The 14,558-nt window shown below is 69.9% G+C and carries 14 protein-coding genes and 1 tRNA gene; 7 read left to right on the top strand and 8 right to left on the bottom strand.

Features of this window, described 5'->3' with window-relative positions; all coding sequences use genetic code 11:
• Window position 1: 1 nt before the first annotated feature.
• On the top strand, window positions 2-1,084 hold the full coding sequence (locus PBV52_RS23570; protein WP_274240879.1) for a M23 family metallopeptidase: 1,083 nt from the start codon (window positions 2-4) through the stop codon (window positions 1,082-1,084).
• Between the two features lie 15 nt (window positions 1,085-1,099).
• Here PBV52_RS23570 and PBV52_RS23565 read toward each other — a convergent pair whose 3' ends face one another.
• From PBV52_RS23565 to PBV52_RS23540, 6 genes are all read right to left on the bottom strand, one after another.
• On the bottom strand, window positions 1,100-1,972 hold the full coding sequence (locus tag PBV52_RS23565) for an HAD-IIB family hydrolase (RefSeq protein ID WP_274240878.1): 873 nt from the start codon (window positions 1,970-1,972) through the stop codon (window positions 1,100-1,102).
• Between the two features lie 130 nt (window positions 1,973-2,102).
• Window positions 2,103-3,005: an LLM class flavin-dependent oxidoreductase gene (locus PBV52_RS23560; RefSeq protein ID WP_274240877.1), complete on the bottom strand. Its 903-nt coding sequence runs from the start codon at window positions 3,003-3,005 to the stop codon at window positions 2,103-2,105.
• Window positions 3,006-3,129: 124 nt separating this feature from the next.
• A complete protein-coding gene (locus tag PBV52_RS23555) occupies window positions 3,130-3,678 on the bottom strand; it encodes an RNA 2'-phosphotransferase (RefSeq protein ID WP_274240876.1) in 549 nt (182 codons plus the stop codon).
• Window positions 3,679-3,800: 122 nt separating this feature from the next.
• Entirely contained in the window at window positions 3,801-4,826 is a 1,026-nt protein-coding gene (locus PBV52_RS23550) for a MerR family transcriptional regulator (protein WP_274240875.1), read from the bottom strand.
• Between the two features lie 16 nt (window positions 4,827-4,842).
• Entirely contained in the window at window positions 4,843-6,600 is a 1,758-nt protein-coding gene (locus tag PBV52_RS23545; protein ID WP_274240873.1) for an SDR family oxidoreductase, read from the bottom strand.
• 8 nt (window positions 6,601-6,608) lie between these two features.
• Complete coding sequence (locus PBV52_RS23540) at window positions 6,609-7,460, bottom strand: M24 family metallopeptidase (protein WP_274240872.1); 852 nt, start codon at window positions 7,458-7,460, stop codon at window positions 6,609-6,611.
• A gap of 257 nt (window positions 7,461-7,717) precedes the next feature.
• On the opposite strand from PBV52_RS23540, the gene PBV52_RS23535 reads away from it, so the two are divergent.
• From PBV52_RS23535 to PBV52_RS23510, 6 genes are all read left to right on the top strand, one after another.
• Window positions 7,718-8,695 carry an ABC transporter ATP-binding protein gene (locus tag PBV52_RS23535; protein WP_274249528.1) on the top strand — a complete coding sequence of 326 codons (978 nt, stop codon included), beginning with the start codon at window positions 7,718-7,720 and terminating at the stop codon, window positions 8,693-8,695.
• Entirely contained in the window at window positions 8,685-9,611 is a 927-nt protein-coding gene (locus tag PBV52_RS23530) for an ABC transporter permease (protein WP_274240871.1), read from the top strand. The genes PBV52_RS23535 and PBV52_RS23530 overlap by 11 nt, the downstream gene beginning before the upstream one ends.
• Complete coding sequence (locus tag PBV52_RS23525; RefSeq protein ID WP_274240870.1) at window positions 9,608-10,519, top strand: ABC transporter ATP-binding protein; 912 nt, start codon at window positions 9,608-9,610, stop codon at window positions 10,517-10,519. The genes PBV52_RS23530 and PBV52_RS23525 overlap by 4 nt, the downstream gene beginning before the upstream one ends.
• Before the next feature lie 10 nt (window positions 10,520-10,529).
• On the top strand, window positions 10,530-11,249 hold the full coding sequence (locus PBV52_RS23520; RefSeq protein WP_274240869.1) for an ABC transporter permease subunit: 720 nt from the start codon (window positions 10,530-10,532) through the stop codon (window positions 11,247-11,249).
• A 118-nt stretch (window positions 11,250-11,367) separates the two neighbouring features.
• Window positions 11,368-11,610, top strand: a complete 243-nt coding sequence (locus PBV52_RS23515; RefSeq protein ID WP_274240867.1) for a hypothetical protein — start codon at window positions 11,368-11,370, stop codon at window positions 11,608-11,610.
• Window positions 11,611-11,893: 283 nt separating this feature from the next.
• Window positions 11,894-11,981, top strand: a tRNA-Ser gene (locus PBV52_RS23510).
• Window positions 11,982-12,070: 89 nt separating this feature from the next.
• Here the strand turns inward: PBV52_RS23510 and PBV52_RS23505 are convergent.
• Together PBV52_RS23505 and serS are read right to left on the bottom strand one after the other, a co-directional pair.
• Window positions 12,071-12,874 carry an HAD family hydrolase gene (locus PBV52_RS23505; RefSeq protein WP_274249526.1) on the bottom strand — a complete coding sequence of 268 codons (804 nt, stop codon included), beginning with the start codon at window positions 12,872-12,874 and terminating at the stop codon, window positions 12,071-12,073.
• 29 nt (window positions 12,875-12,903) lie between these two features.
• Window positions 12,904-14,181, bottom strand: coding sequence for a serine--tRNA ligase (gene serS / locus PBV52_RS23500; RefSeq protein WP_274240866.1), 1,278 nt, complete (start codon window positions 14,179-14,181; stop codon window positions 12,904-12,906).
• Window positions 14,182-14,558: the final 377 nt, after the last annotated feature.

Raw genomic sequence — 14,558 nt, 5'->3', positions numbered from 1 at the left:
CATGTGCTCATACCGCCGCAAACGCATGCTCGTTCCGGCGCTGCTGTGCGCGCTCGCCCTGCTCGTGGCCCCGTCCGCCGACGCCACCGGCGACGGGAAGGACACCCCGGGCCGCGACGGCGGGGGAAACGGCGGTGATGTGGTCCTCGGTGCGCAGGTGGCGCGCCTGTACGAGGACGCGGCCCTGGCGACACAGCGGTACGAGGCGGGGCGGCAGGAGGCCGAGGTGCAGCGGGCGAAGGCACAGCGGATCGAGGCGCTGCTCGAACGCGAGCGGCGGCAGATCGGCGTCCTGCACGAGGACCTGGGCCGGATCGCGCGCGCCCAGTACCGCAGCAGCGGCGGGATGCCGCTCACCGCGCAGCTGATCCTCGCCAGGAGCCCGGACCAGCTGATGCGCGGGCAGCATGTCTTCTCGCAGACGAACCTGGCCGTCAACAACGCCATCGAGAAGAACCGTCGTGCCGAGGCCCGGCTGACCGCGGACGAGGCCAAGGCCGCAGCGGCCTGGCAGACCCTGGACAAGCGCAACGCCGCGCTCGCCGAGCTGAAGAAGGGCATCGAGCAGAAGCTCGAAGCGGCGCGGTGGCAGTTGCAGGGGCAGGCCGACGCCTCCGTGGCCGCCGGCTCCTGCGCGGGTGCCGTGCGGCTCGACCAACCGCAGACGGACTTCACGACCGAGTGGGTCGCGCCGGTGGAGTCGTACGAGCTGTCCGCGGCGTTCGGCAGCGGCGGGTCGCGGTGGGCGAACCGGCACACCGGGCAGGACTTCGCGGTGCCCATCGGTACGCCGGTGCGGGCGGTCGGGGACGGGCGTGTGGCCAGGGTGTCGTGCGGGGGCGCCTTCGGCATGGAGATCGTCGTCCGGCACGTGGACGGCTACTACACGCAGTACGCCCATCTCGCCTCCTCCGCCGTCGACCAGGGCGAGCGCGTGGACACCGGGCAGTGGATCGGCCAGACGGGCACGACCGGCAACTCCACCGGCCCGCACCTGCACTTCGAGGCGCGGGTCACTGCGGAGATGGGCTCGGCGGTGGATCCGGTGCCGTGGCTGGCGGCGCGGGGAGTGCAGGTGGGGTAGGAGGCCGGGCCAGGCCTAGTCCCGCTGCGCCAGCAGCTGTTCGATCACGACCGCCACACCGTCCTCGTTGTTGGCGACCGTGCGCCCCGACGCGGCGGCGACGACATCCGGGTGCGCGTTGCCCATCGCGTACGACTGGCCCGCCCAGGTCAGCATCTCCACGTCGTTCGGCATGTCCCCGAAGGCCACGACCTCCTCGTGCGAGATACCGCGCTCGGCGCAGCACAGGGCGAGCGTGCTGGCCTTGGAGACGCCGGGGCCGCTGATCTCCAGCAGGGCGCTGGGGCTGGAGCGGGTGACATTGGCGCGGTCGCCGATGGCGAGGCGGGCGAGGGTGAGGAAGGCGTCGGGGTCGAGGGTGCGGTGGTAGGCGAGGATCTTGAGTACGGGCTCGCCGGCCCCGGGGGCGTCCGGCGCCAGGAGGTCCTCGGCGGGCGCGCGCTCGTCCGGTATCTCCATGTGCAGCTTGGGATAGTCCGGCTCCTGGTAGAAGCCGTACGTCTGCTCCACCGCGTACACCGTGCCCGGAGCCGCCTCGCGCAGCAGCCGTACGGCGTCCAGCGCGTTCTCCCGAGCCAGCTCCCGCACCTTCACGAACCGGTGGGCGCCGGGGCCGCCGTGCAGGTCGACCACCGCCGCGCCGTTGCCGCAGATGGCCAGGCCGTGACCGTGGACGTGGTCGCTGACGACGTCCATCCAGCGGGCCGGGCGGCCGGTGACGAAGAACACCTCGATGCCCGCCTCCTCGGCGGCGGCCAGTGCGGCCACCGTGCGAGGGGAGACCGACTTGTCGTCCTGCAGAAGGGTGCCGTCCAGGTCGGTGGCGATGAGCCGCGGGCGGACAGCGGCCGCGGCCGGGGTCTGGGGCTGTCGAGTCGCTGAGGTCACCGGGTCATTCTCCCGCATATGCCTGCACGGCCGTGCGGCAGTCCGCACATCTGAGGCGGCACCTGAGGAGAAACCGTCCCTGCGGGCCCCGCCCACACGGCCCTGACCAGCATTGTCGTGCCCGACCGGCTCACCGCAGCTGAGCCGCCGCCTCCATGGCGATCTGCTCGAAGATCTTCTCGTCGGCTGCGAAGTCCGAGTCGGGGATCGGCCAGTGGACCACGATCTCGGTGAATCCCAGTTCCTGATGGCGCCCCGCGAAGTCCACGAACGCGTCGAGGGACTCCAGCGGGCGGCCGCGGTCCGGGGTGAAACCGGTGAGCAGGATCTTGTCGAGGTCGGCAGTGTCCCGGCCGATCTCGGCGCACGCGTCGGCCAGCTTCTCGGCCTGCCCACGAATGGCTTGAATCGACTGTTCAGGAGTGCCGTTCTCGTACAGCTTGGGGTCGCCCGTGGTCACCCACGCCTGCCCGTACCGCGCCGCGAGCCGCAACCCGCGCGGTCCGGTCGCGGCGACCGCGAAGGGCAGCCGGGGGCGCTGCACACAGCCCGGGATGTTGCGCGCCTCGTGCGCCGAATAGAAGTCGCCCTCGTACGACACCGCGTCCTCGGTCAGCAGCCGGTCCAGGAGCTGGACGAACTCGGCGAACCGGTCGGCCCGCTCGCGCGGCGTCCACGGGTCCTGGCCGAGCACGGTGGCGTCGAACCCCGAGCCGCCCGCACCGACGCCGAGCGTGAAGCGGCCACCGGAGATGTCGTCGAGGGAGACAAGCTCCTTGGCATACGGCACGGGATGCCGGAAATTCGGCGAGGTCACCAGAGTGCCGAGCCGCAGACGGTCGGTGACGGCCGCGGCGGCGGTCAGCGTCGGCACGGCACCGAACCACGGGCCGTCCCGGAAGCTGCGCCAGGACAGGTGGTCGTAGGTGTACGCGGTGTGGAAGCCGAGCTGCTCCGCGCGCTGCCATGCCTCGCGGCCCCCCTCGGACCAGCGACGGTACGGGAGGATCACGGTGCTCAGGCGCAGACTCATGTGTCGAGCGTAAGCGGCCGACCGGGTTTCACGTGAAACAGTCACCGCGCGCGGCTGCTCAGCCACGGAGTGAGGCTGATCATGGGCAGGTACTCCCGGTGCGTACACCATCGGGGCAGGGAGGTCAGTGCGACTCGGGAAAGCGCAGGAACTCCGGTGGCACGGCCTTCGTCAGCCACACCCCGTTCGCGCTGATGTGGAAGACATGGCCGTCGCGGTGCATGGCGCCGGCGTCCACGGAGAGCACCACTGGGCGGCCACGCCGGGCCCCTACCCGCGTGGCGGTCTCGCGGTCGGGCGAGAGGTGCACGTCGTGCCTGCTCATGGGCCGCAGCCCTTCGGCGCGGATCGCGTCGAGGCTGCCGGCCACGGTGCCGTGGTAGAGGTACGGCGGTGGCGTCGCCGGGGGCAGTCCGAGGTCGACGTCGATGCTGTGGCCCTGGCTGGCGCGGATCCGGGTGCCCTCGATCGCGAAGCGCTGCTTGTCATTGGCGGCGACCACGTGGTCCAGCTCTTCCCGGGTGAACCGGAATCCGTGCGCGGCCGCGGCGGCGATCAGCGTGTCGATCTCGACCCAGCCGGCCTCGTCGAGCGTGAGCCCGATTCGCTCGGGCTGATGGCGCAGGTGCTTCGAGAGGTACTTCGACACCTTCACGGTGCGTCTTTCATCCATGTCACCAGCGTGCCGGGAGAGGTGTGAATCACGCGAACGATTTCGCTCCGGATGTTTGATCCACAACCAAGTGCGGTTATCCACAGGGGAATTGGCGATTCTGTGGACAACGAGCCGTCGATTCAAGAGGTTTCGTCAAGATCGGTTGACGTGACATGATTTGCGGCCAGCCGGTCCAAGGCGCGGGCCCTCACCTCCCGTTCGGCGGCCAGCGCGATGAAGGACGCGGCCTGGTCCGGGCCAACAAGCCTCTCCACGGCCGCCATCGTCTCGGCCGGGACCGTCACGGAACGCGTCCGATCCCGCAGATCGGGGGTCTCGCCCGCATCCAGGTGCTGACGCAGGTGCCGCACCGCCAACAGACGCATCGCTCGGGCGAGTTCGGCGTCCACTGTCTGCTGAGCGAGCGGGCGCAGTCGTCGTACGAGAGAGGCCGCTTCGGCCGCTTCGGCGTCCGACGGACGGTGTGGACCGTCCAGGTAGCGGGCGAAGACGTGTTCGGTGGTGAACTCCAGGAAGCGGGCGGCGATGTGCTCGACCTGACCTCTCAACTCCCTTAGGTGGCCGGAGATCGCGGACAGGGGAACACCGGCGGCGTGCAACTCGACTGCCACGGCAAGCTCTTGGGGGCTCGGCACGAGGAACGAGTCCGCGTCGCCGGGGACCGGCTCCAGCACGCCGAGGTCCACGGCATCGGCCACCGCCGCGTCGTCCGGGGTGCCGCCGAAGCGCTCGTCCAGCTCGGCACGCGAGATCCGTACCGCCTCCTCGTCGGTCCACGGCCCGTCCACCTCGGCGACCAGCCCGAGCACCCCACCGAGGCCGCGACCGGCGTCCCAGGCCTCCAGGAGTTCCTTGATGGAGGCCAGGGTGTAGCCGCGGTCGAGGAGGTCGGCGATCTGGCGCAGGCGGACGAGGTGGGCGTCGGAGTAGACGTTGGCCCGGCCGCGGCGCTCGGGGCGGGGGAGCAGGCCTCGGTCCTGGTAGGCGCGGATGGTGCGGACGGTGGCACCGCTGAGGTGAGCGAGGTCCTCGATCCGGTAGGCGGGAAGGGTCGGCCCGCCGACAGCGTGGCCGACCTCACGGCGCTGATCGGCCAGGCGGCCGACCTCACCGCGCTGGTCGGCCACCCGGCTGACCTCACTCATAGCGGTGGCTCCCCACTCATAGCGGCGGCTCCAGCCGCGCGATCCTGCGCAGCGCCCGCGGCGTGAACCTCGACATGAGATACGCCCCGCGCGCCTCGGGCGTCACCGGAACCACGGCCTCACCGCGCACCACCGCCCGCAGGATCGCGTCGGCGACCTTCTCCGGCGGATAGTTCCGCAGCCCGTACAACCGCGCCGACTTCTTCTGGCGCCGCTTCTCCTCCTCGGCGTCGACCCCGGCGAAGTGCGCGGTCGAGGTGATGTTGGTGTTGACGAGGCCGGGACAGATCGCGGTGACGCCGATGCCCTGGCCGGCCAGCTCCGCGCGCAGGCACTCGCTCAGCATCAGCACGGCTGCCTTGGAGGTGCTGTAGGCGGGCAGCGCCTTGGAGGGCTGGTACGCCGCCGCCGACGCGGTGTTGACGATGTGGCCGCCCTGCCCGCGCTCGGCCATCTGCTTCCCGAACAGGCGGCAGCCGTGGATGACACCCCACAGGTTGACGTCGAGGACCTTCTTCCAGTCCTCCGGTGTGGTGTCGAAGAAGGAGCCCGACAGGCCGATCCCGGCGTTGTTCACCAGGACGTCCACCACGCCGTACTCGGTGGCGACCTTCTCGGCGAGCTTCTCCATGGCCTGCTCGTCGGAGACGTCGACCGTCTCCGCCCAGGCCGCGGGGGCGCCGATCAGACGGGACATCTCGGCGGTGCGGGACGCGGCCTCGGCGTCCCGGTCGACGGCCACCACACGCGCGCCGGCCTCGGCGAACGCGTACGCCGTCGCCCGCCCGATGCCGCTGCCGGCGCCGGTGACCAGGACGAGCTGCCCGCCGAAGCGGTCGGCGTACTTCCCGGTGGCCGTCACCCCTTCCGGCCGCCCGCCCTCCACGGATGTCACGAACTCGGTGATCCAGGCCACCAGTTGGTCGGGGCGGCTGCGCGGAATCCAGTGCTTCGCCGCAAGCGTGCGACGGGTCAACTGCGGAACCCACAGCTCCAGTTCGTCGTAGAGCCGCTCCGACAGGAAGGCGTCTCCAAGGGGCGTGATGAGCTGCACCGGCGCGTGCGCGTATGCGTCCGTGCGCGGACGGCGCAGCCGGGTCCGTACGTTGTCCCGGTACAGCCACGCCCCGTGCGCCGCGTCCGTCGGCAGCGACGAGGTCGGGTAGCCGGCGCCGGGGATCTTCTCCAGGCGCTCCAGGATGCGCGGCCAGGTCTTGCCGAGGGGACCGCGCCAGGCCAGTTCGGGCAGCACGGGTGTGTGCAGCGCGTACACGTACCAGGATTTGGCGCCCTGGCCGAGGAGTTGGCCGACCCGGCGGGGGGTGGGGCGCTTGATCCGGTTGCTGATCCAGTGTCCGAAGTGGTCCAGGGACGGGCCGGACATGGACGTGAAGGAGGCGATCCGGCCCTCGGTGCGCTTGACGGTGGCGAACTCCCAGGACTGCACCGAGCCCCAGTCGTGCCCCACCAGATGCACGGGCCGGTCCGGACTGACCGCGTCCGCGACGGCCAGGAAGTCGTCCGTCAGCTTCTCCAGCGTGAAGCCGCCCCGCAGCGGCTTCGGTGCCGTCGAGCGGCCGTGGCCCCGGACGTCGTACAGCACGACATGGAAGCGGTCGGCCAGCCGTGGCGCGACCTCGGACCACACCTCCTTGCTGTCCGGATAGCCGTGCACGAGGATCACTGTCGGCTGCCCGGGGTCGCCCAGCTCGGCGACGCACAGCTCGACCCCGCCGGTCCGCACCCGGCGCTCACGCGCGTTCTCGAGAGTCACCGGCACCGTCACCTTTCCTCCGCCCAGCGCCGCACATGCGGCAGATCGTCGTCCAGCCAGAAGGCGCTCTCCTCGGGATCCCCGGAGTCGGTGACGACCAGGATCTCCTCGAACTTCGCGCCCGTGCCCCGGAAGCCCAGGTGCGGTTCGACCGCCCACAGGCCCGGCTGCGGCGGATGGTCGGAGAAGCGGTACGGCGACCACAGCGGGGACCAGCCCTCGCGGTGGCCGTGCAGCGCGTCACTCGCCAGGCCCTTCAGGGACTGGGTGCCGAACCCGAACACATGCGCCGACCAGCGGCGCTGCTCGACCCGGTCGACCTTGTGCGCGATCACGCCGAAGGGATAGGCACGGTGCCGGTTGGCGTAACCCTGGCGGACCATGAGCCGGTCCACGTCCTCGTAGATCTCCCGCAGCGGCCGCCGCTCGCGCACCTCGCGCAGGATCAGCTCGCGATGCGCCTCCAGATCGGCCATCAGCTTGTCCTGTACGGGGTTGATGCCGAGTGAGCCCGAGTAGCCGATGTCGGCCGTGTAGCCGTCGTACACAGGGGCCATGTCCAGGATGAACGGCATCCCGGGCTCCAGCCGGCGGTTGGTGGGGAAGAACTGCAGCGGGATGCGGAAGTTCACGAACGCAGTGCGGTCCCCGAACCAGGCGAAGGGGAGATGGAACCAGTCCCGCACACCGCGCTCACGCAGCCACTCGCGCTGCATACGCGCCGCCTCGCGCTCGGTGATGCCCGGCTCCAGTCGCGCCGCGACGGCCTCCGCGCACTCGTACGCCAGCCGCTGGACCTGCCTGAACCCGCGCAATTCCGCGGAATCCGCACGGAGTCCGCCTGTCACTGCCGTAGTCATGCCACCGCCCCACCTTGTCCACACTGACTGCGGTACGTGCCCGTAACTTGACACTGGTGAATGTGACAGTTGTTAGAGGCTGCGTCAATAGGCGTGCCTCGGGCTGTGGAAAACCACGCCGATGTGGAAAAATCAGGGGCGCGTTGTTCGACTCAGGGGTGACCCCTAGGGCCCCGTACATCTGGAGTCTGACTTCAAGACAGCTCTGCGGGTTGACGACCGGCGTGGTCCGCGTCACTACCGTCGAAGGCGTGACTGTGATCGCGACCGAAAGCCTGAGCAAGCGGTTCCCCAGGGTGACCGCGCTTGACCGGCTCTCCGTGGACGTCGGGCCCGGTGTGACCGGACTCGTCGGAGCCAATGGAGCCGGCAAGTCCACACTGATCAAGATCCTGCTGGGTCTGTCCCCCGCCACCGAGGGCCGCGCCGAAGTGCTCGGCCTCGACGTCGCCACCAAGGGCGGCGCCATCCGCGAGCGCGTCGGGTACATGCCGGAGCACGACTGTCTGCCGCCCGACGTCTCGGCCACCGAGTTCGTCGTGCACATGGCCCGCATGTCCGGCCTGCCCCCCGCCGCCGCGCGCGAGCGCACCGCTGACACGCTGCGCCACGTCGGTCTCTACGAGGAGCGCTATCGCCCCATCGGGGGCTACTCGACCGGCATGAAGCAGCGCGTGAAGCTGGCGCAGGCCCTGGTGCACGACCCGCAGCTGGTCCTCCTGGACGAGCCGACCAACGGCCTCGACCCGGTCGGCCGCGACGAGATGCTCGGCCTCATCTGCCGCATCCACACCGACTTCGGCATCTCGGTCCTGGTCACCTCCCATCTGCTGGGCGAACTGGAGCGCACCTGCGACCACGTCGTCGTCATCGACGGCGGCAAGCTCCTGCGCTCCAGCTCCACCACCGACTTCACCCAGACCACGACGACCCTCGCCATCGAGGTCACCGACACCGACGACCACCCGGACGGCACCCGCGCGGTGCGCGAGGCGCTCCACGCGCGCGGGGTGGACGTTCTCGACGGCAGCGGCGGCCTCCCGGGCGCCGGGCACATCCTGCTGCTCACCGCGCAGGGCGACGAGACCTACGACCTGGTGCGCGACGTGGTCGCCGACCTCGGCCTCGGCCTGGTGCGCATGGAACAGCGCCGGCACCACATCTCGGAGGTCTTCACCGACAACGAGCAGAGCGCCGACGCGCAGCCGAAGGAGGCGGTCAGCCATGGCGGTTGAGCACCCCGTAGCCACCCAGCAGGGTGACCAGACCCGCATCCACAACATCGGCTACCGCACCTACGACGGCCCCCGCCTCGGCCGCTCCTATGCCACCCGTTCCCTCTACTCGCAGTCCCTGCGCGGCGCCTACGGCCTCGGCCGCTCGGTGAAGTCCAAGGTGCTGCCGATGCTGCTGTTCGTGGTGATGTGCGTGCCCGCGGCCATCATGGTCGCCGTCGCGGTCGCCACCAAGGCGAACGACCTGCCCGTCGACTACACGCGCTACGCGATCGTCATGCAGGCCGTCATCAGCCTGTACGTCGCCTCGCAGGCACCCCAGTCCGTCTCCCGCGACCTGCGCTTCAAGACCGTACCGCTGTACTTCTCGCGGCCCATCGAGACCGCCGACTACGTACGGGCGAAGTTCGCCGCGCTGGCCTCCGCGCTGTTCATCCTCACCGCGGCCCCGCTGATCGTGCTCTACGTGGGCGCGCTGCTGGCCAAGCTCGACTTCGCCGACCAGACCAAGGGATTCGCACAGGGACTCGTCTCCGTGGCACTGCTCTCGCTGCTCTTCGCCGGCCTCGGCCTGGTCATCGCGTCGGTCACCCCGCGCCGCGGCTTCGGCATCGCGGCCGTGATCGCCGTACTGACCATCTCCTACGGCGCGGTGTCCACCCTCCAGGCCATCGCCGACGCGCAGTCCCTCGGTGACGGCGGCGGCAGCAGCGGGGCCATCGCCTGGATCGGCCTGTTCTCGCCGATCACGCTCATCGACGGCGTGCAGTCCGCCTTCCTGGGCGCGAGCTCCGCGTTCCCCGGCGCGGTGGGCCCGAGCACCGGCGTGGGCGCCGTCTACGTCCTCGTCACCCTCGGCCTGATCGCCGCGAGTTACGGCCTCCTGATGCGCCGCTACCGAAAGGTCGGACTGTGACCACGCTCTCCATCGACCACGTATCCCGCTGGTTCGGCAACGTGGTCGCCGTCAACGACATCACCATGACGATCGGCCCCGGAGTCACCGGCCTCCTCGGCCCCAATGGCGCCGGAAAGTCCACCCTCATCAACATGATGGGCGGCTTCCTGGCCCCCTCCACCGGCACCGTCACCCTCGACGGCCAGCCGGTCTGGCGCAACGAGGCGATCTACCAGCACATCGGCATCGTCCCCGAGCGCGAGGCCATGTACGACTTCCTCACCGGCCGCGAATTCGTCGTCGCCAACGCCGAGTTGCACGGCCTGGGTGCCAAGGCCGCCCAAAAGGCCCTGGCCACGGTCGAGATGGAGTACGCCCAGGACCGAAAGGTCTCCACGTACTCCAAGGGCATGCGCCAGCGCGTGAAGATGGCGAGCGCCCTCGTCCACAACCCCTCGCTGCTCCTGCTCGACGAGCCCTTCAACGGCATGGACCCGCGCCAGCGCATGCAGCTCATGGACCTGCTGCGGCGCATGGGCGACGAGGGCCGCACCGTGCTGTTCTCCTCCCACATCCTCGAGGAGGTCGAGCAACTCGCCCGGCACATCGAGGTGGTCGTCGCCGGGCGGCACGCGGCCAGCGGTGACTTCCGCAAGATCCGTCGCCTGATGACCGACCGCCCGCACCGCTACCTGGTGCGCTCCAGCGACGACCGCGCCCTCGCGGCCGCGCTGATCGCCGACCCGTCGACGTCCGGAATCGAGGTCGACCTGGCCGAGGGCGCGTTGCACATCCAGGCCGTCGACTTCGGCCGCTTCACGGCCCTGCTGCCGAGGGTGGCACGCGACCACGGCATCCGTCTGCTCACGGTCTCGCCGTCCGACGAGTCCCTCGAGTCCGTCTTCTCGTATCTCGTCGCGGCGTAGGAGGCCCAAGATGTACGACCCCACAGTCGCCCGGCTCACCTACCGGGCCCTGCTCGGCCGTCGCCGGGCCCTCATCCTGGGCGCGTTGCCGCTGCTGCTCATCGCGGTCTCCGTGGTGGTGCGCGGTCTCGCCGGAGCCGACGACCAGACCGCGTCGGACCTGCTCGGCGGGCTTGCGCTCGCCACCATGGTGCCGCTCATCGGTGTCATCGCCGGCACCGGTGCGATCGGGCCCGAGATCGACGACGGCTCGGTGGTGTATCTGCTGTCCAAGCCGGTGAAACGGTCGACGATCATCTTCACCAAGCTGATCGTGGCGATCGCCGTGACGATGGTGTTCTCGGCGTTGCCCACCTTCATCGCCGGGTTCATCCTGAACGGCAACGGCCAGCAGATCGCCGTCGCCTACACGGTGGCCGCGCTGGTCGCCTCCATCGCCTACGCCGCACTCTTCCTGCTGCTCGGGACCGTGTCCCGGCACGCGGTGGTCTTCGGGCTCGTCTACGCGCTCGTCTGGGAGGCCCTGTTCGGCTCCCTGGTGTCGGGGGCGCGCACGCTGAGCGTCCAGCAGTGGGCGCTGGCGGTGGCACAGAAGGTCGCCGGCGGGGAGATGGTGACGTCGGACGTCTCACTGCCCACGGCGACGGTGCTGTTGGCCGTGGTCACCGTGCTCGCGACCTGGTACGCGGGACAGAAGCTGCGGTCGCTGACGCTCGCCGGTGAGGAGTAAGGGCGCCGGTGAGAAGTAAAGGAGCGGGCCCCTGACCGGGCTCGCTCCTGACGGAGGCTTCACCTCTGCCCGGGCACACTGGGCAAGGGGGATGCACTGTACGAACTGGAGGACGGCGATGGCAGGCGGCATGGCGCAGCACGGGGATCGCGAACAGTCCGGGGACGACACCTGGAGCAACCTGGTCCTGGACGACGACTTCATACGCGCGGCCGAGACCGCCGAGCCGTCCGCCCGCGCCCGCATGCTGGCCGCGCGCTGGCGTCGCGAGAAGCCCGAGCCGCAGCCGTGGCGCTCCGACGAGCCGCCTGCCGGGTGGTTCTTCAGCAAGGGGCGCCGACGCAAGTGGCGCCGCCGGTAAGGGGCGTACGCCGCCTTTCCAGTGCCTTTTAATCAGTGGCGCCCAACTCGCCGTACAGGCACAGTGGTTGTGTCCACACCGCCGGACGACGAGTTCGGCGCCACGTTCTGGGAGAGGAGCGCGACGATGTCCATGCACGGCAGTACGTCGAGCTCCCGACAGGGCAGCCGACGGCGGACTCCGGAGTAATCGCTACCCCTCCGTAGAGTCCGTACCGCACGGGGAGCTGCCCGGGGCGGCCGCTTCGAGCACGCGATGTCGCTCTCGCGTGGGTCGCCCACCCGGAGGATTGGCCGAGTGGTAAGGCACCGGCTTGCTAAGCCGTGGTCGGGTCTGAAAAGCCCGCGCACGTTCGATTCGTGCATCCTCCGCGAGACGTTTCCACTTTGGCGCAGCCGTAGTGCAGGGGCTGGGTGCGTTGAGAAGGCGCCCGGCGCTGCAGGCCGTGCCACGGTGGGGGCTAACCCAGCAACCGCTCCAACACCACCGCGATCCCGTCCTCCTCATGGGAGGCCGTCACCTCGTCAGCCACCGCCCGGAGCTCCTCATGGGCGTTGGCCATCGCCACGCCGCGCGCGGCCCAGGCGAACATCGGGATGTCGTTCGGCATGTCGCCGAAGGCGATCGTGTCCGCGGCCTTGAGGCCCAGGCGGCGAGCCGCCAGGGACAGGCCCGTTGCCTTGGACAAGCCCAGGGGCAGCAGCTCCACTATGCCCTCGCCCGCCATCGCCACCGTGACGAAGCCGCCCGCGGCCTGGCGGGCCGCCTCGGCCAGCTCATCGTCCGACAGATCCGGATGCTGTATGTAGATCTTGTTCAGCGGGGCGCTCCACAGATCCGAAGCGTCCGTGAACGGGGTCGAAGGCAGGTGGCCCGTGACCGCGTAGCCCGGGCCGACCAGCACATCGCCGTCCAGGCCGTCGCGGCTCGCCGCCAGGAACAGCGGGCCGACCTCCGCCTCGATCTTGGCCAGCGCCACACCCGCCAGCTGTCGGTCCAGGGTCACCGACGTCAGCAGGCGGCGTTCGCCGACGTCGTACACCTGGGCGCCCTGGCCGCAGACGGCGAGGCCCTCGTAGCCGAGGTCGTCGAGGATGTGGCGCGTCCACGGGACCGCGCGGCCCGTCACGACGATGTGCGCGGCGCCCGCCGCGGTGGCTGCGGTGAGGGCGTCACGGGTGCGCCGCGAGACCGACTCGTCGGAGCGCAGGAGCGTTCCGTCGAGGTCGGTCGCGATCAGCTTGTACGGAAAGCCCCCGGTCACCTCGCCGGAAGCCTCGCCGGCCGCCTCGCTCACTTGGCCACCGGCTCCAGGACTTCCCGGCCGCCCAGGTACGGGCGCAGCACCTGGGGGACCCGGACGGAGCCGTCGGCCTGCTGGTGGTTCTCCAGGATCGCCACGATCGTGCGCGGTACGGCGCACAGCGTGCCGTTGAGCGTCGCCAGCGGCTGCACCTTCTTGCCGTCGCGCATGCGGACGGACAGCCGGCGCGCCTGGAAGCTGTCGCAGTTGGAGGCCGAGGTCAGCTCGCGGTACTTGCCCTGGGTCGGGATCCACGCCTCGCAGTCGAACTTGCGGGACGCCGACGCGCCCAGGTCGCCCGAGGCCACGTCGATGACCTGGAAGGGCAGCTCGAGGCCGGTGAGCCACTGCTTCTCCCACTCCAGGAGCCGCTTGTGCTCGTTCTCCGCGTCCTCGGGGGCGACGTACGAGAACATCTCGACCTTGTCGAACTGGTGCACGCGGAAGATGCCGCGGGTGTCCTTGCCGTAGGTGCCGGCCTCGCGGCGGAAGCAGGGCGAGAAGCCCGCGTAGCGCAGCGGCAGCTTCTCCGCGTCGACGATCTCGTCCATGTGGTAGGCGGCGAGCGGGACCTCGGAGGTGCCGACCAGGTAGTAGTCGTCCTTCTCCAGGTGGTAGACGTTCTCCGCGGCCTGGCCGAGGAAGCCGGTGCCCTCCATGGCGCGCGGGCGGACCAGCGCCGGGGTGAGCATCGGGATGAAACCGGCCTCGGTGGCCTGGGCGATCGCCGCGTTGACCAGCGCCAGTTCCAGCAGGGCGCCGACGCCGGTGAGGTAGTAGAAGCGCGAGCCGGACACCTTGGCGCCGCGCTCGACGTCGATGGCGCCCAGCGCCTCGCCGAGCTCCAGGTGGTCCTTGGGCTCGAAGCCCTCGGCGCCGAAGTCGCGGATGGTGCCGTGCGTCTCCAGGACGACGAAGTCCTCCTCGCCGCCGACCGGGACGTCGGGGTGCACGAGGTTGCCGAGCTGGAGCGCGAGGCGCTTGGTCTCCTCGTCCGCCTCGTTCTGCTCGGCGTCGGCCGCCTTGACGTCGGCGGCCAGCTGGCTCGCCTTCTTCAGTAGCTCGGCCTTCTCGTCGCCCGAGGCCTTGGGGATGAGCTTGCCGAGGTTCTTCTGCTCGGAACGCAGCTCGTCGAAGCGGACGCCGGACGACCTGCGCCGCTCGTCGGCAGACAGGAGGGCGTCGACGAGCGCGACGTCCTCTCCACGGGCGCGCTGCGAGGCGCGCACTCGGTCAGGGTCCTCACGGAGCAGGCGAAGGTCAATCACGCGCTCAAGGCTACCGGGGCGGGGTGACAGCCCACGACTCGCTATTCCGAACCGCGGCTTACGTTCAGTTATGGGTGAATTGCGAGGCGTGTCAATAAAAGGCGTCTCACTCCCTGGAACGGGGCAGGCGCGAGGCGGCCAGTTGACCCGATTCCCTTGTGGAGAACGGGATTTGGGCCGCGGTTGTCCACAGGGATCCCCAGTCGGGGAAGAGTTATCCACAGGGTGTGTGGATGGACTGTGGATGTCGGAATTGATCACTCCGCAATGTGCCGAGCAAGTCGAGGATTCCCAGGACAAACCCTATCCATCCGCACTTTCGAGTGGAAAGCGGTCGCCCCAAAGGATTGCCCAAAGGAAAAGAGTGGACGAAGGGT

The organism is Streptomyces sp. T12 (assembly GCF_028736035.1).
Classification (GTDB): Bacteria; Actinomycetota; Actinomycetes; order Streptomycetales; family Streptomycetaceae; genus Streptomyces.
This window is presented reverse-complemented; position numbering and strand designations above follow the sequence as displayed.